We start from the raw sequence: 18989 nt of genomic DNA, 5'->3' as shown, positions 1-18989 counted from the left end.
CCTTCGGTGCCGGATACGGCCAGCACGCCGGTGGTGTCCCCGCCGAACCCGCCGAACCCGAGGTAGATGGTGATGATCATTGGCGGTCTCGCCCCTCTAAGTCATGCACCAGCCGGAGTCACAGCTGCCGTCGCCGTCGTCGCCGAAGGGCAGCAGCTGCACACCGGGGTCGATGGCCCGCCGCAGTGGCCGGCCGGTGCGGGTCAGGTAGACCGGGTCCTTGCCCAAGACGGCGCGCCGGTCGTTGAGCAGGTCTTCCAGCTCGCACGACTTCTCGAACAGCTCGGGCTCCTCGGCCCGCATCACGGCCCAGGTCGTGAGCCGATGGAACGGGCAGAACCAGCACGAGGACTTCGGCGGCACCGGAAGGCGAGTGAAGCCGCTGCGGACCAGCTGGCGCCGCACGTCCGGATGCTGGCCGTCGACGGTGGCGCGGGCACGTTCGGCCATCGCCGTCGACAGCGGCTGCGCGGCGATCAGCGTGGCGCACTCGGCCCGACGCATCCCGAGATCCAGCAGCGGGTAGATGATCCGTTCGTAGGGCTCGACCCGGCGGGTGTTGGCGCGGTGGATCTCTTCCGGGCTGATCCCGATCGCCACGGTGGCCGGGTCTTCGGCGGTCGCACCGTGGGCTTTGAGCCACTTGCCGATCACGCGAATCTTGAAGTCCGCCGTGCAGGAGCGCGTGCCGGGCGCGCCGTTGGACATCCGCACTGGGATCGGCAGCGACCGCGATCCCGGTCGGGTCAGCCGCCCCAGCAGCGTCTCCACGGTGCCGTCGCGGCGATGCCGGTCCAGGGTGGTGACGGTGATGCCGTGCTCGGCTGCCCACGGAGTGGCGATGTCGCGGACGTAGGCGAGCGTGCCGGGATGCTCGGAGTCGTCGCCGACGTTGGCGAACAACACCGCGTCCAGCGCGAGCCGGCCCGTTGCGGCCAGCACCAGCAGTGCGGTCGACTGCTGGCCCCCGCCGTAGGACAGGCACCGCATCAGCCACGTCCCGTCCGCCGGGTGCGGCGTTCGATCGCCTCGGCCCAGCAGACCGCAGTGGCGGCGACCTGGACCAACTCGTCGGCCAGTGCGGCGACGTCGTGTTCGGCGAAGCCTTCGTAGACCTCTTCGCGCAGGATGTGCAGCCAGGTGAGGCGGCCTTCGGCGCGGGCCATCTCGGTGGTAAACCTCGCGGTGTGAGCGGCGTCGGCGGCGCGGCGCAGGAGCCCGGTCAGCTCGACGTCGGGGCCGGTGCCGTCGGGGTGGTTCTGCTCGCCCCACAGCGCGTCCTGGCGGGCACGTTCGGCGGCGACCTTGGCCAGCACGGTGGCGGTGCAGCAGCCCGAGCCTGTCCTGCCGCCTCTACCTCGACCCCCGACGGGGGAATGTCCGGCGCCCCCTCGGTCGCCGGCCTACGCCACGCACTGCTCAGCCATGCCGAGGCATCTTCCCCAGACGACGCCGGACCGTCCTGCACGCCCGCCGGCCACGAGACGCCCCTCCTGCTGCCGGGTGAAGACCAGCAGGTGTGACCGGCCGGACCCGGTTCGCCGACGGGTGCGACACCTCTCTTGGCGCGACGGCGCGGTGAACTCAGCGTGCGGCGGAGTCCGCGTGGGCGGGGATGAGCCGAGGGACAAGGCGGACGTAGGCGACCATGCCGAGCACCTCGACCAAGGTCTGGGCGACGACGACGGCCGCGGCGAGGGACAGCCGGTCGGGCAGCGCGAGAGCCAGGGGCAGCACGACCAGGGAGTTGCGGGTCGCGCCGGTGAACACCACCGCCCGCGCGGCCGGAACGTCGAGCCGGAACGTGCGGGCAACCGCCCAGCCCACGAACGCCATGACCACCAGGAACGCGACGTAGAAGGGGATGACGGCGGCCACGTCGGCGAGGTTGCCGCCCAGCTTCGGGACCTGGGACGCCACGACGATCAGGAGGGTCGCGGCCATCAGCGGCACCATCGTAGTGCTCGCCGCCGCGGACACGGTGCGCCCGGCGGCGGCGCGGGCCGCCCATGCCTGGGTGGCCCAGGCCAGGGCGAGCGGGATCACGATCAGCACCACGAACGCCTCGACGAACGGGCCGATCTCGACGATGTCGGCCAGCTCCGATCCCATGAACAGGTAGAGAAACAGCGGCAGCAGCACCATCTGCGCGACCAGCAGCAGCGGGGTGGCGGCCAGCAGGCGCCGATTGCTGCCCCCGGCCAGGCCGCTGAATACGATCACGTAGTCCACGCACGGGCACAGCAGCACCAGCAGCACCCCGATCCGGATGGCCTGCTCGGCGGGCAGAAACACGAACATCGCCGCGACGACCAGCGGTACCACGACGAAGTTGACCACCAGCGTCGCGGAGAGGAACCGACCATCGCCCAGTGAGCGCACCAGTTCGGCCGCGGGGACCTGGAGGAACGTCACATACAGCAGCGCGCCCAGCACCGGGTTGATGGCGTGCGCCAGGCCCGGTCCCGCCGCCGACCACGCCCAGCCCAGCAGCCCGCCGGCCACCATCGCCGCGAGGTAAACCACGACCTGGTGGCGTTCCATCCGCTCGACCAGACCCTGCGGTTGCTGCGCCACTCCCTGAAAGCTCCTGTCCGTACCCCTCACTGCGCCCCTCGCGAGTCACCATCCTCTCAGGACACAGCCGACCCGTCCGTCGACGAATCGATCATCCGCCGAGATGGGGCGGGGCAGGCTCGCCGGTGTCCGCGCCGACGGCGGGCAACCCCAGCTCGACCGGACCGGGATTACTGGCACACGCCGCGACCCGGCGGCGCCAACGGACCACGAAGATCGCCACGACAGCAGCGGCGGCGAGCAAGGCCAGCGCCGGATCCCAGATCGCCCCCACCATCGAGCCGACGCCGAGGCCGCCGAGCAGCACCAGCAACGGTCCGGCGCAACACACCGCGCAGGCCGCGACCACGGCGGCGGCACCGGCGAGCCGGGCCCAGGTGCGAGCCGGGCGAGGGTTCGGTGTGGTCATGCGTTCACACCGAACAGATCGGCGAGCAGTGTTCCGGCGGTGTCGGGCGCGCGCACGATCAGCTCCAGCGCCGCCGGTGTCAGGTGCAAGGTGAAGTCGAAGAACGCGCAGCAGTCCTGCTCGGCCGCGGCGAGCGCGGCGACCTCGGCGGCCAGCTCCGCTGTCGCCGGGAACGTCAGCTGGATGCCGCCGGCGATGTCGCGGCGGCCGATGGCACGGCGGGTGATCTGCTGCCACCGTGCGGTCCGCTGCCCGAGCTGGGCGCCGTCGAGCGTGCACGCCACCGGCGCTTCCCGCCATGGCTCGGCAGGGATGTCCTCCGTGCGGGCAGGCGAGAGCGTCAGGGGAACCGGGCCGGGCGCGTTCGCGGTGACGCATCCGCAGTCCGGGCCGCAGGCACCGGCGGGAGCCGGTTGCGACAGCCGCTCGTGCACCCCGGTCAGCCGGGCGGAGAACGCGGCGAGCTCGGCTCGTCGGCGATCGGCGTCGGCGATGCGGTCGGCGACCAGCGGCAGCATCCGCTCTCGCACCGCCGCGCACACTCCCTGCTCCCACACCCCGAGCAGTTCCCGGATCTCCTCCAGCGGGAGTCCCAGCACCTTCGCCGAGGAGATGAACTCCAGCCGCGCCACGGCGTCCTCGCCGTAGACCCGGTAGCCGGAGCCGGTGCGCTCGGCCGGCAGCAGCCCGGCTGTTTCATAGAACCGCAGCGTCGTCGCCGGAACACCGGTCCTGGCGGCGAGCTGGGAGATCCGCAAACTGGTCACGCTTCGAACCTAAACCTTCGACTCGACTCGAAGGTCAAGCCCAAATCCACCGGCCCTCGGCGGAAACCAGCCGCGACAGCACAGAGACGGCGAGTTTGGTGCGCGGCCACACTCACTGTCCCTCTCCGCAGTCGGCGTCTAGGAGACTGGGCTGCGGCGCTCGAGGAAGATGGTGTCCTGCCAGGCTCCATCGCGCTGGGCGATGCGTTCACGGACGCCGACTGTGCGGTAGCCGGCGGCGTGGTGCAGTGCCAGACTCGCGCGGTTCTCGGTGAAGATCGACGTCTGCAAGGTCCACAGGCCGTCCTCGTCGGCGGCCATGACCTGCTTGCGCAGCAACGCTTTTCCGACGCCGCGGCCTCGCTGGCCGTCGGCGACGTAGACCGACGTCTCGGCAACACCGGAGTAGCAGTCGCGAGTGGAGATGGGCGTCGCGGCGGCCCAGCCGACGACCTGGCCCTCACGCTCGGCGACCCAGCGGTGTCCGGGAAGCCATTTCGCGTCGAGTTGGGTACGACTGGGGACGGTGGTTTCGAAGGTCGCGATGCCGGTGGCGATGCCTTCGCCGTAGATGCGCCGCACCGACGCCCAGTCCGCCGGCTCCAGCGCCCGGACGGCCACATCGGCGGGCACGTCATCCGGGCAGCACGGGCGCGGGGCGAGCAAACCCATGACGGCGTCTGCAGCGTGCGGGAGACCGGCGCAGCACGCCTGGTTGACGGTGACGACGGTGGCGGCGCCGACCTTCTCCAGGTGCACGAACCCGACGTCGGCGAGCTTGCGGACGTGGTGGGACGTCGTGGACTGGCTGGTGCCGAGGATCTCGGTGAGCGCGCCGACGGTGATGCCCTTCGGCGTAGTGGCGACGGCGTGCAGCAACCGGACGCGGACAGGTTCAGCGAGGCAGGCGAACCAGTCGGCGTAGGTGTCCGCTTCCGCGGCGGGCAGCACCTGGGCCTGGGGCAGGGCGATCGGCATGCCGTCAGTGTATCGACTGGGATCGATGGTTGCATCCATCGATCCACATCGATACTCTCGCCTTATTAATCGATCTGAATCGATGAAAGGTGCCGGGGATGGACGAGTTGCCCGTCGTTGTGGTCGGAGCGGGACCCGTGGGCTTGGCCGCGGCTGCGCAGCTGCTGGAACGCGGACTCGAGCCGCTGGTGCTCGAGCAGGGCGAGCAGGCCGGCGCTGCCGTCGCCGAGTGGAACCACGTCCGGCTCTTCTCGCCCTGGTCGGAGCTGGTCGACCCGGCGGCAGCGCGGCTGCTCGAGCCGACCGGCTGGGTCCGGCCGGACGGCAGCGCCTACCCGACCGGTCGCGAATGGGCCGAGACGTACCTGCGTCCACTGGCCGCCGCGCTCGGCGAGCACGTGCGGTTCGGGACCGAGGTCGTCGGCGTCGCTCGGCGAGGCCGGGATCGGATCGTCGACAGCGGCCGCGACGACGAGCCGTTCTCGGTGCACCTCCACACCGCCGACGGCGAGGAACGGGTTCTGGCCCGCGCCGTGGTCGACGCGTCGGGCACGTGGACGACCCCGAACCCGCTCGGCGGCGAAGGGTTGCCCGCGATCGGTGAGCGCGCCGCAGTCGACCGGGTCTCCTACCGGGTTCCGGACCTCGCAGCCGAGCGCGCGCGATACGCGGGCAAGCACGTGGTCATCGCGGGCAGCGGGCATTCGGCGTTGACCGCGCTGGTCGCACTGGCCGGGCTCGGTGACGCCGGGACGCGGATCAGCTGGGTGCTGCGCCGCGGCGGGATCGGCGACACCTTCGGCGGCGGCGAGGCCGACCAACTGCCCGCCCGCGGCGCGCTCGGACTGCGCGCGAAGGAGGCGGTCGACGCCGGACTCGTCACGGTCGTGACCGGGTTCCGCACCGAAGCCATCGAGCGGACCGAAGACGGGCAGCTCGCCCTGGTGTCGGCAGTCGGCGCGCGCATCGAGGCGGTTGACGAGGTCATCGCGCTGACCGGGTTCCGGCCTGAGCTGGGGTGGTTGTCGGAGATCCGGCTGGAGCTGGACCCGACGCTGCAGGCACCGGTCGCGCTGGCGCCGCTGGTAGACCCGAACGTGCACTCCTGCGGCACCGTCTACCCGCACGGCGCGAAGGAGCTGTCACACCCCGAGCGGAACTTCTACCTGGCCGGGATGAAGAGCTACGGCCGCGCGCCGACGTTCCTCGCCCAGACCGGCTACGAGCAGGTCCGCAGTATCGCCGCCGCCCTCGCCGGGGACCACGAGGCCGCCGCCCGGGTCGAGCTGATCATGGCCGAGACCGGCGTCTGCGGCGGCGCCGGACTGTTCGACGAAGCCGCGCCCTCCGCCGGCGGCTGCTGCGGCGCCCCCGAGCCGGAGATGCTGACACTGTCGGCGCCGCCGGCCGCGTCGCACTGAACCGGCCGGTGTCGGCGAGCACCGGCGCCTCGGCGCAGCCGGAGACCTTGAGCAAGTCCGGGCTGCGCCGGGTGCTCGCGATCTTGTGCGTCACCCAGATCACCAGCTGGGGGATCCTCTACTACGCGTTCCCGGTGCTCGCACCTGACATCGCCCGCGCGACCGGGTGGCCGACGACGGCGGTGGTCGCGGCGCTCTCCGGCGCGCAGCTCGTCACGGCGGTGGCGGGGATCCCGGTCGGGCGGTGGCTGGACCGGCGCGGGCCCCGCGCGGTGATGACCACCGGCTCGATCCTGGGCGTGCTGGCGGTGGTCGCGGTGGCGACGGCGCAGAACCTCGTGTGGTTCGTCATCGGGTGGGCGGTGGCCGGGGTGGCGATGAGCGGGGTGCTGTATCCGCCGGCGTTCGCCGCGCTAACCCGCTGGTACGGGCCGCGCCGGATCTCGGCCTTGACCGTCCTCACCCTCGCCGGCGGCCTGGCGAGCACCGTGTTCGCGCCAGTCACCGCACTCCTGGCCGCGCACTTGGACTGGCGCCACACCTACCTCGTGCTCGCCGTCGTCTTGGCGGCGATCACCATCCCGTTGCACGCATGGGGATTGAAAGGTCCGTGGCCGGAAGTTGGGCCGCCGCTGGCGGAGCACGCCGAGCACAGCGATCCGCGGCGGATCGCCCGCAGCGGCGCGTTCCTGGTCCTGGTGGTCGCGCTGAGCCTGGCGACGTTCTCGGCGTTCGCCGTCGTGGTGAACCTGGTGCCGCTGCTGACCGAACGCGGTGTCAGCCCCGGGATCGCCGCGGTCGCGCTCGGTCTCGGCGGCGCCGGGCAGGTCCTCGGCCGCCTCGGGTACGCCACTCTGTCGCGGCGCACCAGCGTCCGCGCCCGCACCGCCGTCATCCTGCTCGCCACCTCGGTCACCACCGCGCTGCTGTCGGTCTTGACCTCGGTCGTCGCGCTGATCGCCGCGGCGGTCGTGGCGGGGATGGCCCGCGGGGTGTTCACGCTGCTGCAGGCCACCGCGATCACCGATCGCTGGGGCGCTGTCCACTACGGACGGCTCAACGGGCTCATGTCCGCGCCGATGACCATCACCATGGCGCTCGCTCCGTTCGCGGGCGCCGCGTTCGCCGGCGTGCTCGGTGGCCACGCCCACGCCTTCCTCGTTCTCGCCACAGTCAACATCGCGGCCGCCGCGCTGGCCATGGCCAGCAACCCCCGAACCTCGACTGGGAGAACCACATGAGCGAGCACGACGCGATCGTCATCGGCGGCGGCCAGGCCGGCCTCACCGCCGCCCGCGCCCTGCGCACCCACGGCCTGCAACCCGTCGTCCTCGAAGCCGGCGCCGAACCGGTCGGCTCCGGCCGCGCTACTACGACAGCCTCACCCTCTTCTCCCCCGCCCGCTACAGCAGCCTGCCCGGCCTGCCCTTCCCCGGCGACCCCGAGCGCTACCCACACCGCGACGAGGTCATCGACTACCTCCGCACCTACGCCGGCTGCCTCGACGCCGACATCCGCACCCACCACCGGGTCGACGCGGTCGCCCGAGAGGACGGCGCGTTCACCGTCCACACCACCGACGCGACGCTGACCGCACCGGTCGTGATCGCCGCCAGCGGCGGATTCTCCCGACCGCACCGGCCCGCGCTTCCCGGCCTGGACACGTTCACCGGCACCGTCCTGCACAGCAGCGACTATCGCGAGCCGAGCCCGTTTGCCGGGCAGCGGATCGTCGTGGTCGGCGCCGGGAACTCCGCGGTCCAGATCGCCACCGAACTCGCCGAGCACGCCCAGGTCACCCTCGCCACCCGCACGCCGATCAAGTTCGCGCCCCAGCGGCCACTCGGGCGCGACGTGCACTTCTGGTCCGCCGCAGTCGGGTTCGACCACCTCCCGATCGGGCACCTGCTGCGCACCCCGCCGACCTCCCCAGTCAACGACCCCGGCCGCTACCGCGCCGCCGTGAACGCCGGACGCCCGGACCAGCGGCGCATGTTCACCAGCATCGAGGGCGGCGACGTCGTGTGGCAGGACGGGAAACGCGAGACCGTCGACACCATTCTGCTGGCCACCGGCTTCCAATCGGGACTGTCCTACCTGGACCCGATCGGCGCACTGGACGCCAACGGACGACCGCGTCACGACCGCGGCCTGTCCACCACTCATTCCGGGCTCGGCTACGTCGGGCTGGAATGGCAGCGCAGCTTCGCCTCGGCGACCCTGCGCGGCGTCGGCCGGGACGCCGAGTACGTCGCCAAGCGGCTGCCGATCAGCCGCGGCGCCGCCCGTGCGAGGTGCTGCCAGCCGGCCTGCGCTCAGTAGGAATCCGGTAGCGGACTCGGCGAGCTCGTGGTGCGATGCATGCCTGAACGGCGGAAGAAGGCATTGTGGCTGAGTCACTCACGCTGGTGATCGAGACAGATTCCGGCACCGCGATTCGTCGCGTCCCGGACGTCTCACCGTTGTCGGATGGCGAAACCCAGGGCTATGCGGCAGAGGACGCCATCCGCGACGCGGCAGCGACGTGGGGCCTGCCGGACTTCGTGTTCCTGCCTGAGCAGCAGCGCGTCGGGTCCGGCGTGCGTGAACTCGGCGACGGGCTCTTGCTCGTCGGCGACCAGGCGGCCGTGATCCAGTCCAAGAGCCGCACCGATCCCACAGACAACGTCGAGCGCGAACTGTCCTGGCTGGGCAAGAACGTCACGAAGGCGCTGAAGCAGGGTAGTGGAACGGTCCGCCTCCTGAAGCTCGCGAGCGCGAACATGACCAACGCTCGCGGCCGTACGGTGCCGGTGGACGGCAAGGACTACACCTGGCTGACCGTGGTCATCGTCGATCACGCCGACCCGCCACGCGGCTTCGTGCCACCGCCTACCCCGACCGAAGTTCCCGCGATCGTCCTGCTGCGTCGGGACTGGGAGTTCCTGTTCGACCACCTGCGCTCGACGCGGCACGTGCTCGCCTACCTCCTGCGCGCGGCACGCGCCGGCGACGTCGTTGAACTGGGCGACGAACCACGCCACTACCACGAGTACGCCCTTGCCGACATCGCCGCCGAGCCCGATCCGGTGCACCCCTCGGTCACGGCTCTCATGGGTGCTAAGGATGCATCGATCATCTCCAGTTCCCGCGCGCCCCTGACACCCGCCGGAGACGATGATCGGCCGGCACACGTCATGCTGCGCATGATCATGGAGGACATCGCGAACACGCCGATTCCGGCCGAGCAGGAGCCGGACCGGCTCCTCATGCTGGCCGCGATCGACGGGCTGGCGGTGGAACGGCGGACCGAGCTCGGCGCCACGCTCATCCGCTTCATGGACTCCGTCGCCCGGCACACAGGACCTGGAACGCTGATCCACAGCCGGACAGTGATCCCCAACCCCGGCGAGTTCACGCCGCTGGTATTCCTGGTCGCCTCCGAACGGTCCGACCTGGCCAAGGAAGCGTTGACCATTCGCACGAACCTGTTGCACTGCGACTTCGGCGCAGCCGTCGGGGAGTGGGAGCACTCCACTGTCAGTGTGATGCTCACGCCCAGCACCGTGTCCGGACGGCTGTGGGATACCAGTACGTCGGCGTTGTGGGGCGACCCCGAACATTCGCCCGAACTGGTGGAGCAGATGCGTGCGTTGGTCGCGCAGGCCGCCGTGCCGCCGGCGTCCGCGAACTAGGGCGCCGGCGCGAGCCCTGGAGCCGCCAGCAGGGCGCTGAGCTGCCCGAGGTCCTTCACACGAGGCCGGTAGTACACCCAGGTCCCGCGGCGCTCGCTGTCGACCAGGCCGGCTTCGCGCAGGACCTTCAGGTGGTGGGAGATGGTCGGCCCGGTGAGGTCGAACGCCGCGGTCAGGTCGCAGACGCAGCTCTCGCCCTCAGCCGAGGTGATCAGCGACAGCAACCGCAGGCGCACCGGGTCGCCCAAGGCCTTGAACGCCTTGGCCAGGTCGACCGCCTGCTCGGCGGACAGTGGTGCGGCGACCAGCGGTGCGCAGCACCCGTCGGAGATCACCGGCAACTCAATCCTCTGTTTAGCCACCTGTCTATATTGACATCCATCTATTCCGGCGGCAAACTGAGGCACGTTGATTAGATGGACATCTAGATAGGTTGCTCTCATGATCACGCTGATCCGACGCCTCTTCCGCACCGCCACGACGGTGGAGTTCTGCGAGCCCTGCGCGCAGGTCTGCACCGGCCAGTGCCGCGCCGACGCCCTGCTCGACCGGGCACGCACCCAAGCGCTGCAGCTGTCCTCCCGCTTCTGAAACCTCAACCACCACAAGGAGTTTCGATGACCAACGAGACGATCGGCGGATTCGCCGGCGACCCGGCCGAGGCCTTCACCCCGCCCGCTTCCAGCGGCTGTTGCGGCTCCGCACCCGCCACCGCCACGGCGACCGCGACAACGTGCTGCGGCACCACCGAGGCCGCGACCGCGGCCGGCGCCTGCTGCGACCCGGCCGCCAAAGCCGACGCAGTCGCCGACGGCGCCGGATGCTGCGGATGACCACGACCCGCCCCGCGCCGGCCGTCTCCAGTGCCCGGCTGCGGACCACGGTCACCGCCCTCGCCGAGGACCGCTTCACCGGCCGACGGGTCGGCACCACGGGCGGCCGCACGGCCGCCGCCTGGCTCGCCGAGCAGCTGCGGGCGATCGGCGCGACGGTCACCACCGACGCGTTCCCGGTGCCCCGCGTGCGGGAGCTCTACCGCACGCCTCACCTCACCTGGGATGGCCGGGCGCTGGTGCACCGCCGGGATTTCGTGGAACACCTCGCGTCTGCGGACCTGCCCGCACCGGCCACCGGCGAGCTGGTGCGCGCCGACGCGGATGAGCTGGGTGGTCTTTGGGTGCTCGCGCCGGACCTGGGGGTTTCGGCGCGAGCATCCCGCGAAGGCGCGGTGGGTCTGCTGGTGCCGCGCGGGACCGACGAGGCCGGGTGGATGCCGAAGATGATCGCCGGCCCGCCGCCCGGCAACCTTCCGGTTCTCGCGATCCGCACCGAGCTGCACCGGCAGCTGCCGACGCGCCGACGGTCGCCGCGTCGATCCCGCTGCGCACGGTCGACGTCACCGGCTCGAACGTGCACGGCGTGCTGCGCGAACCTGCCGCGGAGGGGTTGAACGTCCTGCTCACCGCGCACTTCGACGGCGTCGGCGACGATCCGGACCAACGGCTGCCCGCTGCGGCCGACAACGCCTCCGGCGTCGCCGCTGTTCTCGAAGCCGCCCGTCTCCTCGCACCGGCCATACCGGACGACACGGGGCTCGCGGTGGCGTTCCTCGACGCGGAGGAAGCCGGTGCGCGCGGCTCCGCTCACCACGCTCCGGCCGTCACGCCCGGCACGGTGGTGATCAACGTCGACGGCGCAGCCCAGCTCGGCGACGCCGCAGCCGTGGAAGCCGGAGGTCCGGCCCACGCGCTGCTAGCCGCGCTCGACCAGGCCGGCCGCAAGACCGGAGTTCCGCTGCGGGCCGGGGCGATGGCGTCGGACAACCGCCGCTACGCCGCGGCCAGCCTGCCCGCGATCGGGATCGGGATGGGCATGCCCGGCTACCAAACCCCGGCCGAGACACCCGACCGCGTCGAGACCGACACCCTCGTCGCGGCGACCCGGCTCGTCGTCGCCACGGTTCGACAGCTGGTGGCTCCGGTTACCGGCTGAGGGTGAGCTGGCGCTGGTGGAAGGCGAAATGCTGGGCCGGATAGCAGTAGAGGTCAGCGAGGGTCATGTACGGCTGGAAGAACGGGTCCCAGCGAGGCGGATAGTGCATCCCGCGTCTCAGGGCCGCGTCGTCGGCCCGATCCAGGCTTCGGTGAAGCGAGGCGATGATGTGGTCGAGCCAGCGGGCCGCCCGCTGGGGTCCGATCAAGCCGCCTCCGCAGGAACCGAGGTAGTTGATCACGTGGAACGGTCGCGTCGCCGCGTTCAGCGTCGCGGCGAACCCGCGGCTCACCGGGTCCGGAAGGCGCCCGAACACCCGGACCAGAACCAGCAGCGCGCGCACGATCTGGTAGCCGAACACCAGGTGGAACAACAGTTGCTGGTTGGTCCACCGGGTGCCGTCCGACCGGCGCCGCAGATCCGTGGTCGTCGCAGCGGCCACCAGCTCATGGAACGTCGCGCAGTCCTGTTCCCACTGCTCGTGCACAGCCTGCCGGTCCATCGCCCAACCTTCCGGGTGCCCCGGACGAGCATCCCACCGACCAGCTGAAGCCGCCCTCAGCCAGCTGACCCGAGGAGGTCACTTGAGTCGCGGGGTCTTCTCGACCCAGCGCTTGCGCAGCCAGAGGCTGACGTACACGAGGCCGACCAGCACGGGCACCTCGATCAGCGGCCCGACCACTCCGGCGAGGGCTTGACCGGAGGTCACGCCGAACACGCCGATGGCGACGGCGATCGCGAGCTCGAAGTTGTTGCCCGCAGCGGTGAACGCCAGCGTCGTCGTCCGCGCGTACGACAGGCCGGAGGCCTTGCCGAGCAGGTAGCCGCCGCCCCACATGATGGCGAAGTACGCCATCAGCGGCAGCGCGATCCGGGCGACGTCCAGCGGCCGAGACGTGATCGTCTCGCCCTGCAGCGCGAACAGCACGACGATCGTGAACAGCAGCCCGTACAGCGCGATCGGGCCGATCTTCGGCAGGAACTTGCCCTCGTACCAGTCGCGGCCCTTGCTGCGCTCCCCGATCCGCCGGGACAGGTAGCCGGCGGCGAGTGGGATGCCGAGGAAGATGACCACGCTCAGGGCGATCTCCCACGGCGAGAAGCTGACACTGGCCGTGTCGAGGCCGAGCCAGCCGGGCAGCAGGTCCAGGTAGAACCAGCCGAGCACACCGAACATGATCACCTGGAACACCGAGTTCAGCGCGACCAGCACGGCGGCGGCTTCGCGGTCGCCGCACGCGAGGTCGTTCCAGATGATCACCATGGCGATGCAGCGGGCGAGACCGACGATGATCAGCCCGGTCCGGTACTCCGGCAGGTCCGGCAGCAGCAGCCAGGCCAGGGCGAACATCAGCGCCGGGCCGAGGACCCAGTTCAGGACCAGCGACAGGACCATGGTGCGCTTGTCGCGGGTGACGGTGTCGAGCTTGTCGTAGCGGACCTTCGCCAGCACCGGGTACATCATCAGCAGCAGGCCGAGTGCGATCGGCAGCGACACCTGCCCGATCTTCACTGCCTCCAGGACACCCTGCAGACCGGGGATGACGCTGCCGAGCAGCAGCCCTACGGCCATCGCGGCGATGATCCAGACGGGCAAGAACCGGTCCAGGAAGGACAGTCGGTGCAGAACGTCGGCGTCAGTGGGCTTGTCGGCGGTCTGGGTCACGGACCTGGCCTCCTGGGTCGGAAAGTGGATGGTCAGTTGTCGAGAAGTTCGGCGACTAGCGTGCGGACGCGGCGGTCGATCTCGTCGCGGATCGGGCGGACGGCGTCCACGCCCTGGCCGGCCGGGTCGTCGAGGGGCCAGTCGAGGTACCGCTTGCCGGGGAAGATCGGGCAGGCGTCGCCGCAGCCCATGGTGATCACCACGTCGGAAGCTTCGACGTCCTCGGTGGACAGCTTGGTCGGGACCTCGGCGGCGATGTCCAGGCCCCACTCGGCCAGCGCCCCGGCGGCGGCGGGGTTGACCTTGTCGGCCGGTTCGGAGCCGGCCGAGCGCACGGCGATCCGGCCGAGCGCGTAGTGCTGCAGCAATGCGGCGGCCATCTGGGAGCGGCCGGCGTTGTGCACGCAGACGAACAGCACCTCGGGAGTGCGGGACATGAACGGTCCTTTCGGTGTCAGGGGTGGTTGCCGAGCTCGTCGAGCAGGCCGCGGACCCGGCGGTCGATCTCGTCACGGATTCGGCGGACCATGTGCAGCGGCTCGCCGTCCGGGTCGGGGATGTCCCAATCCAGGTAGCGTTTGCCCGGGTAGATCGGGCAGGCGTCGCCGCAGCCCATCGTGATCACCACGTCGGAGGCGCGCAGCACCTCGTCGGTCAGCGGCTTCGGGTACGCGGCCTCCAGAGGAACGTGCAGCTCCCGCAGCGCCGCGGTGATGATCTCCGGGATCTCACCCTTGGGCTGGGAGCCGGCCGAGCGGACGCTGACCCGGCCGAAGGAATGGTGGTTGAGCAGGGCGGCGGCCATCTGGGAGCGGCCAACGTTGTGGACGCACAGGAACAGCACCTGCGGCACGGTCACCTGCGTCAGCCCTTCGGCTCGACCGAGGTCGACCAGTCGTTCGCGGGCGAAGCGGGCGGTCAGGGCGGGCAGGTGGACGGTGATCGTCGCGGTCTCGGCGAGCAGGTCGTAGGTCTCGCGGACGAACAGCTCGACGGTTTCACGGCCGAAGACACCGTGGAAGCGGTCGGCCAGCTCGTCGGCGATGCGATCCAGCTGCAGCCCGACCTCGCGTGCGGGCAGGCCGTCCGTGGCGTGCGTCATGAGCTCTCCTCGAGCAACCGGCTTGGATCGAAGTCTGCCGATGCAATTGGAGACGCTTGGATCGACTCTTGTCAATCCAGCTGCGGTACGATCGACGCAGCCGAGGTCACCGAGCCGACGAGGAGGAGCCATGGCCGCGTACGGTCACGTCCGCTCGAAGCCGGTCGCGGTGACGCTCCTGCTGGCCGAGCCCGCTGCCGTCGTCTCCGAGGTCGAGGCCGAGACGACCGCGAAGTTGTTCAAGGCCCTGTCCGACCCGGTCCGGATCCGGCTCGTCTCCCTCATCCGGCACTCCCCCGGCGGCGAAGCGTGCTTCTGCGACCTCGCCGAGGACTTCGACATGCCCCAGCCCACGCTCAGCCACCACCTGCGAGTACTCGTCACCGCCGGCATCCTCAACCGCGAACGCCGCGGCACGTGGAGCTGGTACAGCCTCATCCCCGAACCACTCGAAGGCCTTGGCCGGCTTCTTGCGCCGGGTGGACCGCTGGCCGACCGTCCGGCCCCGATCACGGATGCCGAGCGCCACAACCGCTGCTGACAACAGGAGCGGCCCGGCCATCGATGGCAGGCCTGCCGAGCCGGCCAATGCCAACTCGCTCTCGGCAACACCTGAACCTGTGAGGGTTCGTGATGCAGGCTGGATCGGGTAAGTACAAGCCGCCGTCCTCGCAGCAGGAATCGACCGATGCCGTCGTTGTCGACGGCCGAACTGGTTGCCAGCCTGCTGGAGCTGGCGCGGCGACTGTTCGGGAGCCGTCAGCCCAGCACGTCGTCTCGCCGCTCAGGTGCCCTTCACCCGCCGTACAGTCTCGTGCCACGGTTGCCCCGGCCGCAGCCGAACTGACTGCCGAGCGGTTGTCGGTCCGCTGACCGAGGGCCGTGGCCGAGTCGGCCGCTCCAGTGAACTTCTCTCCCCAGACTCGCAGACCTCGGCCACCGCAAGTAGTCTCGGATCATGCTGGAAACGGTTAAAACTGTTCTTCCGTACGCATCTCAGCTTCTGACAGCGATAATCGCGGCCATCGCCATCATCGCCACCCGAAGATCAACTAAGCAGACACTCGATCTGCAGATCAAGCAGCGCCTCTGGGAACAACGAGTCAAGGTGTACGTCGAGATCATCGACAACGCCAAGAAGCTGAATCCCTACAACGCCCCCACCCTCGAACACATGGCCGAGGAGACGGCGGAGAGCGAGGATTCGATCCCAATGTTGGCCATGGACACTGACTCCGACGATTGGCACAGCTTCGAAACTCGCGTCGACGCGTTTGCCTCGGACGACATCTTGTCGCTCTATCAGCTGTGGAAAAGTTCCCTCTACGAGTACACGTGGATCACCGGAAAAGCCCTCATACACCGAGACCCTACCTCCGAGCACCACGAAGAATCCATAGCACAACACGAGAAAGTACAGGAGGCAGTTCACGAAGCCCAAGAGCTTCTTGTCGAGCACGTCCGTGCAGAACTGAGATTCCAGCCTATGAAACTCCCGAAGATTATGGTGAAGCCGGGCATAAGCGGAGTGCAAGAGATTATCTCAGTGTCAAAGCCAGGGGGCGGTATGAAGAGGTAACGCGTTGATCGATAGACCGCCGCTCTACGAGATCAGCGACCCCTGATGAGCTCGGGTCGTACACTTTCGAAACTCCGCCGAGCCCGCGCCAACTCGGCGACCTGCGCCAGCTCCTGCTTCGGGATCGCACTGAGGGGCGTGTCGTCGTGAACCAGAAGCACGCTCAGCAGCTCCGCGTCCGACCGGGCCGACACCTGGACCGAACCCGCGTCCGCGACGGGCGATAGCCCTGTACGAGCACACGTCTGGCCTGACGGGTGACACACGAGATGGGTCGCAGAAGCACCCGATGATCGAGGGTGACTCACAAGGCACTAATGATTGTTCGATTAACCTCGCCTGCTTGCGCAGGGGCCGCCACTAGCTCCCGACCGGTCACACCACTGGTCGATCTCACCGCAAATTACGTGCGAACCAATCAAGGGACACCACTAGTCCTCACTTGTCAATAGCAGCCTTTGTTATCTTTCGGATTAAGCTCCTGACAAGCCACCCTTAGGAAATTTCTGTATGCTGCTATAAATTTTGCGCTATCGACATCTACTATCTCGACGCGTTCCACGGATGCAGGCAAGACAGACGCCATCACTTTGTGCGCTTCCCAAGCCGCCTTGCTTCCGTATATTGATACAAGGTTTACTGAATCCTGATACGCAGATCTACTGTCCACCCAATCTTTGAGCGGACCTGGCATATCAGTGGACTCCGCCCCCCTTATGCCGGCTGCAGCTCGAGCCTTTACATGTGCAAGGTAGACTCCATTTTTTATGGAATAGTTGTCTGCAGTTTTTAGATATTCCGTATAGATCTCGGATCGCTTGGCTCGAATCTCGGCGTCAATAGATGCTGAGATCGATAATTTTTGCTGCTCCAAGGCAGCCTCCCTTGCCCCCGACGCGCCGATATAGCTTCCCCAGAGAGCCACCCCGCCGGTTAGCGCCGCCGCGATAAGGACAAATAACACGTTAAGCCAACTAGCTCGATCGACGCCCCAAAATCTCCTCGCGGACGCATCGATCCTCGAATTTCCGCTTCGGTATTTCTTATCATCGAATGGAACGTTCGGTTGACTCCCTTCTTCGTCGAGGCCATGCTTGTCAACCAAAGGGTTCTCTTCCTGCACTTTTCCTCCAGCAACACCCCGACCAACCGGCCTTATTTGAAGAACGTACACGGTGCGTGGCTGCGCCGAACCGCTCACTGCAAGCGACCGCGGACCGACGCGGCGATGGCTCGCTCACTCACCCCGATGACTAGCCACCAGCGACATCGTGCAGTTGGGGCGCAATCCCCAGGAGGTCATCAACGGGCAGTCGCTGCAACTGCAGCTCGACTCGGTAAGTTAAGACGTCGGCGACGCGACCAGTCATCGCATAAGGCAGCCCAAAGGCCCACGGCTCGCGAGGTCGCGGGCTCCAACGTTCGCCCACCTAGCGGATCCGGCACCTGATCGGAACCCACCAACACCGAGTTCCGTGCCGGACACCGATGCGGTCGCACCCGATCAGCTCGGCCGCCCACGCTACCGCCGCTCGTCTGGCAACATGCGGCGACCTAGCAGTGCGGCCACCGATGGGCGGCAGCCCCACCTGTGGTCGTTCCTGCCCGAGGCTTCGACCTCGCTCGAGCAGATCCCGCGACTTCAGCCACCGTTTCGGAAACTGACCCGTTCCGCCAGTCGGCCGAGCAGGCCGGCCGTACTGCCGACCAGAGCAATGGCGTCACTGCGAGTCCATGTGAAATGCTCGGTAGTACCCTGATCATCATGTGCGGCCCCACTTAGCAGAGAAAAGGTGTCTTCGACGAAGTAGGCCCAGCGTTCGCGCAGGTCACGATCGCGGGGGTTCTTGCCCTTGGCCTGCTGCACGATTTGCAGGGTTCCTCCTGTTTTCCGCACGAACTCCAGGGCCTTACGCGCCTCGGCGAGCGCCTCCTCCACACGATCGTCCTGGATCAGGGTACGTGCGTTACGCAGGCGGCGGACGGCGTTCGCGTGCTCGGTGTTGCTGGTCAGCGGAACCAGAATCTCAACGTAGGCCGCAGCGTCGACACGTTCAAGCCCCTGCAACCACTCCCCAGCAGGAATCGCGAAGGAGAGTTCCCCAGTCCCGCCCACCATGGTCGGCGGCTCGCCGTCTACGCACGTGACACTGACCTGGAGCACCACCCAGATCGAGTCCGCTCCCGAGCGCAACTCTTCGACGATGCGGAGCTGCTCGACGCTGATGAAGCCGGTAAGCCTGAACTCGGTGGCGACCTGTGCCGGGTTGATCAGGTGACTTGCCGCGAGCGGCGCCAAAGGGCGCCGATCCCGGCTCGGGTTCTGGCCCACGAGCATGGCGGCAGAGACCTGGCAAGAAGGAGCATCCTTGCGGTCTGCCGTTCGCCTGACGGTGAGGGTCAGCTCGATCTGCGCGCCTCCGATGGCAGGCCAGAAATGCAACGTCTGGCGGGCTGGCTCGAACACGAGCGACTCGGTCGAGGAGATGGCGAGGTTGAGCGTCATGAGTCCAGCCGTTCATGTGAGAGGAACCAACCTGACAGTATGCGCCCACCAAGGCCACATGCGGTCACGACATTGCGGCGCGTTGTGGCGAATGCGCCGGCAACTCTCACCGAGTGCGACGGGATGGATCGTGCTCAACCCGACATGCTGCGCGGCCGATGCAGCTGCATCCGCCGATGCCCTTCGTCGGAGTATTGCCTCCGCGCGATCTGAGGGATCTGCGCAAGCCGCTATTCAGCATCAGTTACATACCGTGTCTGTCACATGACGTATCCATCCGTAACAGATGGCGCGTCGGTCCGACGTGCTTGGCGGCGT

At 68.6% G+C, this 18989-nt stretch carries 22 protein-coding genes and 1 pseudogene; 10 read left to right on the top strand and 13 right to left on the bottom strand.

The features are described 5' to 3' along the window. Nucleotides 1–96: 96 nt before the first annotated feature. The 6 genes from OHS58_RS03890 to OHS58_RS03865 form a co-directional block, all read right to left on the bottom strand. Complete coding sequence (locus OHS58_RS03890; RefSeq protein ID WP_328647164.1) at nt 97–990, bottom strand: phosphoadenosine phosphosulfate reductase; 894 nt, start codon at nt 988–990, stop codon at nt 97–99. Continuing rightward, entirely contained in the window at nt 990–1316 is a 327-nt protein-coding gene (locus OHS58_RS03885; RefSeq protein WP_328647163.1) for a hypothetical protein, read from the bottom strand. The genes OHS58_RS03890 and OHS58_RS03885 overlap by 1 nt, the downstream gene beginning before the upstream one ends. Nucleotides 1317–1584: 268 nt before the next feature. After that, complete coding sequence (locus OHS58_RS03880; protein ID WP_328649767.1) at nt 1585–2544, bottom strand: arsenic resistance protein; 960 nt, start codon at nt 2542–2544, stop codon at nt 1585–1587. 124 nt (nt 2545–2668) lie between these two features. Then, entirely contained in the window at nt 2669–2986 is a 318-nt protein-coding gene (locus OHS58_RS03875) for a hypothetical protein (protein WP_328647162.1), read from the bottom strand. Then, nucleotides 2983–3753 (bottom strand): MerR family transcriptional regulator, encoded by a 771-nt coding sequence (locus OHS58_RS03870; protein WP_328647161.1) that lies wholly within the window; start codon nt 3751–3753, stop codon nt 2983–2985. Before OHS58_RS03870 ends, OHS58_RS03875 begins: the two co-directional genes overlap by 4 nt. 138 nt (nt 3754–3891) lie before the next feature. Beyond that, nucleotides 3892–4731, bottom strand: a complete 840-nt coding sequence (locus tag OHS58_RS03865; RefSeq protein WP_328647160.1) for a helix-turn-helix domain-containing GNAT family N-acetyltransferase — start codon at nt 4729–4731, stop codon at nt 3892–3894. Nucleotides 4732–4829: 98 nt separating this feature from the next. On the opposite strand from OHS58_RS03865, the gene OHS58_RS03860 reads away from it, so the two are divergent. The 4 genes and pseudogenes from OHS58_RS03860 to OHS58_RS03845 all read left to right on the top strand — a co-directional run bounded on the left by OHS58_RS03860 (nt 4830) and on the right by OHS58_RS03845 (nt 9826). Continuing rightward, nucleotides 4830–6152: an FAD-dependent oxidoreductase gene (locus tag OHS58_RS03860; protein WP_328647159.1), complete on the top strand. Its 1323-nt coding sequence runs from the start codon at nt 4830–4832 to the stop codon at nt 6150–6152. Nucleotides 6153–6160: 8 nt separating this feature from the next. Beyond that, on the top strand, nt 6161–7393 hold the full coding sequence (locus OHS58_RS03855; RefSeq protein WP_328647158.1) for an MFS transporter: 1233 nt from the start codon (nt 6161–6163) through the stop codon (nt 7391–7393). Beyond that, nucleotides 7390–8474 (top strand): annotated as a pseudogene (locus tag OHS58_RS03850) (flavin-containing monooxygenase). The gene OHS58_RS03855 and the pseudogene OHS58_RS03850 overlap by 4 nt, the downstream one beginning before the upstream one ends. Nucleotides 8475–8539: 65 nt before the next feature. After that, nucleotides 8540–9826 carry a hypothetical protein gene (locus OHS58_RS03845; protein WP_328647157.1) on the top strand — a complete coding sequence of 429 codons (1287 nt, stop codon included), beginning with the start codon at nt 8540–8542 and terminating at the stop codon, nt 9824–9826. On the opposite strand, the gene OHS58_RS03840 is transcribed toward OHS58_RS03845, so the two are convergent. Next, nucleotides 9823–10161 carry an ArsR/SmtB family transcription factor gene (locus tag OHS58_RS03840; RefSeq protein WP_328647156.1) on the bottom strand — a complete coding sequence of 113 codons (339 nt, stop codon included), beginning with the start codon at nt 10159–10161 and terminating at the stop codon, nt 9823–9825. The two genes, OHS58_RS03845 and OHS58_RS03840, sit on opposite strands and share 4 nt — an antisense overlap. A 106-nt stretch (nt 10162–10267) precedes the next feature. On the opposite strand from OHS58_RS03840, the gene OHS58_RS03835 reads away from it, so the two are divergent. Genes OHS58_RS03835 through OHS58_RS03820 form a run of 4 tightly spaced genes read left to right on the top strand, consistent with a single transcriptional unit; the run spans nt 10268 to nt 11818 of the window. Further along, the gene (locus tag OHS58_RS03835) at nt 10268–10417 is read left to right on the top strand and encodes a hypothetical protein (RefSeq protein WP_328647155.1); all 150 of its coding nucleotides are present in this window, start codon (nt 10268–10270) and stop codon (nt 10415–10417) included. A 26-nt stretch (nt 10418–10443) separates the two neighbouring features. Next, the gene (locus OHS58_RS03830) at nt 10444–10659 is read left to right on the top strand and encodes a hypothetical protein (protein ID WP_328647154.1); all 216 of its coding nucleotides are present in this window, start codon (nt 10444–10446) and stop codon (nt 10657–10659) included. Further along, nucleotides 10656–11276, top strand: coding sequence for a hypothetical protein (locus OHS58_RS03825; RefSeq protein ID WP_328647153.1), 621 nt, complete (start codon nt 10656–10658; stop codon nt 11274–11276). The genes OHS58_RS03830 and OHS58_RS03825 overlap by 4 nt, the downstream gene beginning before the upstream one ends. After that, the gene (locus tag OHS58_RS03820) at nt 11246–11818 is read left to right on the top strand and encodes a M28 family metallopeptidase (RefSeq protein WP_328647152.1); all 573 of its coding nucleotides are present in this window, start codon (nt 11246–11248) and stop codon (nt 11816–11818) included. The genes OHS58_RS03825 and OHS58_RS03820 overlap by 31 nt, the downstream gene beginning before the upstream one ends. Here the strand turns inward: OHS58_RS03820 and OHS58_RS03815 are convergent. The 4 genes from OHS58_RS03815 to OHS58_RS03800 all read right to left on the bottom strand — a co-directional run bounded on the left by OHS58_RS03815 (nt 11808) and on the right by OHS58_RS03800 (nt 14586). Beyond that, on the bottom strand, nt 11808–12320 hold the full coding sequence (locus tag OHS58_RS03815; protein ID WP_328647151.1) for a DinB family protein: 513 nt from the start codon (nt 12318–12320) through the stop codon (nt 11808–11810). The genes OHS58_RS03820 and OHS58_RS03815 overlap by 11 nt on opposite strands. Before the next feature lie 78 nt (nt 12321–12398). Then, nucleotides 12399–13484 (bottom strand): ACR3 family arsenite efflux transporter, encoded by a 1086-nt coding sequence (arsB, locus tag OHS58_RS03810; RefSeq protein WP_328647150.1) that lies wholly within the window; start codon nt 13482–13484, stop codon nt 12399–12401. A gap of 32 nt (nt 13485–13516) precedes the next feature. Next, on the bottom strand, nt 13517–13921 hold the full coding sequence (locus OHS58_RS03805; RefSeq protein WP_328647149.1) for an arsenate reductase ArsC: 405 nt from the start codon (nt 13919–13921) through the stop codon (nt 13517–13519). A 17-nt stretch (nt 13922–13938) separates the two neighbouring features. After that, entirely contained in the window at nt 13939–14586 is a 648-nt protein-coding gene (locus OHS58_RS03800; protein ID WP_328647148.1) for an arsenate reductase/protein-tyrosine-phosphatase family protein, read from the bottom strand. A gap of 130 nt (nt 14587–14716) precedes the next feature. On the opposite strand from OHS58_RS03800, the gene OHS58_RS03795 reads away from it, so the two are divergent. Beyond that, nucleotides 14717–15127: an ArsR/SmtB family transcription factor gene (locus OHS58_RS03795; RefSeq protein WP_328647147.1), complete on the top strand. Its 411-nt coding sequence runs from the start codon at nt 14717–14719 to the stop codon at nt 15125–15127. A gap of 417 nt (nt 15128–15544) precedes the next feature. Further along, nucleotides 15545–16165, top strand: a complete 621-nt coding sequence (locus tag OHS58_RS03790; RefSeq protein WP_328647146.1) for a hypothetical protein — start codon at nt 15545–15547, stop codon at nt 16163–16165. 445 nt (nt 16166–16610) lie between these two features. Here OHS58_RS03790 and OHS58_RS03785 read toward each other — a convergent pair whose 3' ends face one another. Beyond that, nucleotides 16611–17288: a hypothetical protein gene (locus tag OHS58_RS03785; protein WP_328647145.1), complete on the bottom strand. Its 678-nt coding sequence runs from the start codon at nt 17286–17288 to the stop codon at nt 16611–16613. A gap of 519 nt (nt 17289–17807) precedes the next feature. Then, nucleotides 17808–18671: a hypothetical protein gene (locus tag OHS58_RS03780; protein WP_328647144.1), complete on the bottom strand. Its 864-nt coding sequence runs from the start codon at nt 18669–18671 to the stop codon at nt 17808–17810. Nucleotides 18672–18989: the final 318 nt, after the last annotated feature.

The sequence above is a fragment of the Amycolatopsis sp. NBC_00348 genome, assembly GCF_036114655.1.
Taxonomy (GTDB): Bacteria; Actinomycetota; Actinomycetes; order Mycobacteriales; family Pseudonocardiaceae; genus Amycolatopsis.
Note: the sequence above shows the minus strand (reverse complement) of the source record. Positions and strands in the feature narration are given on the sequence as shown.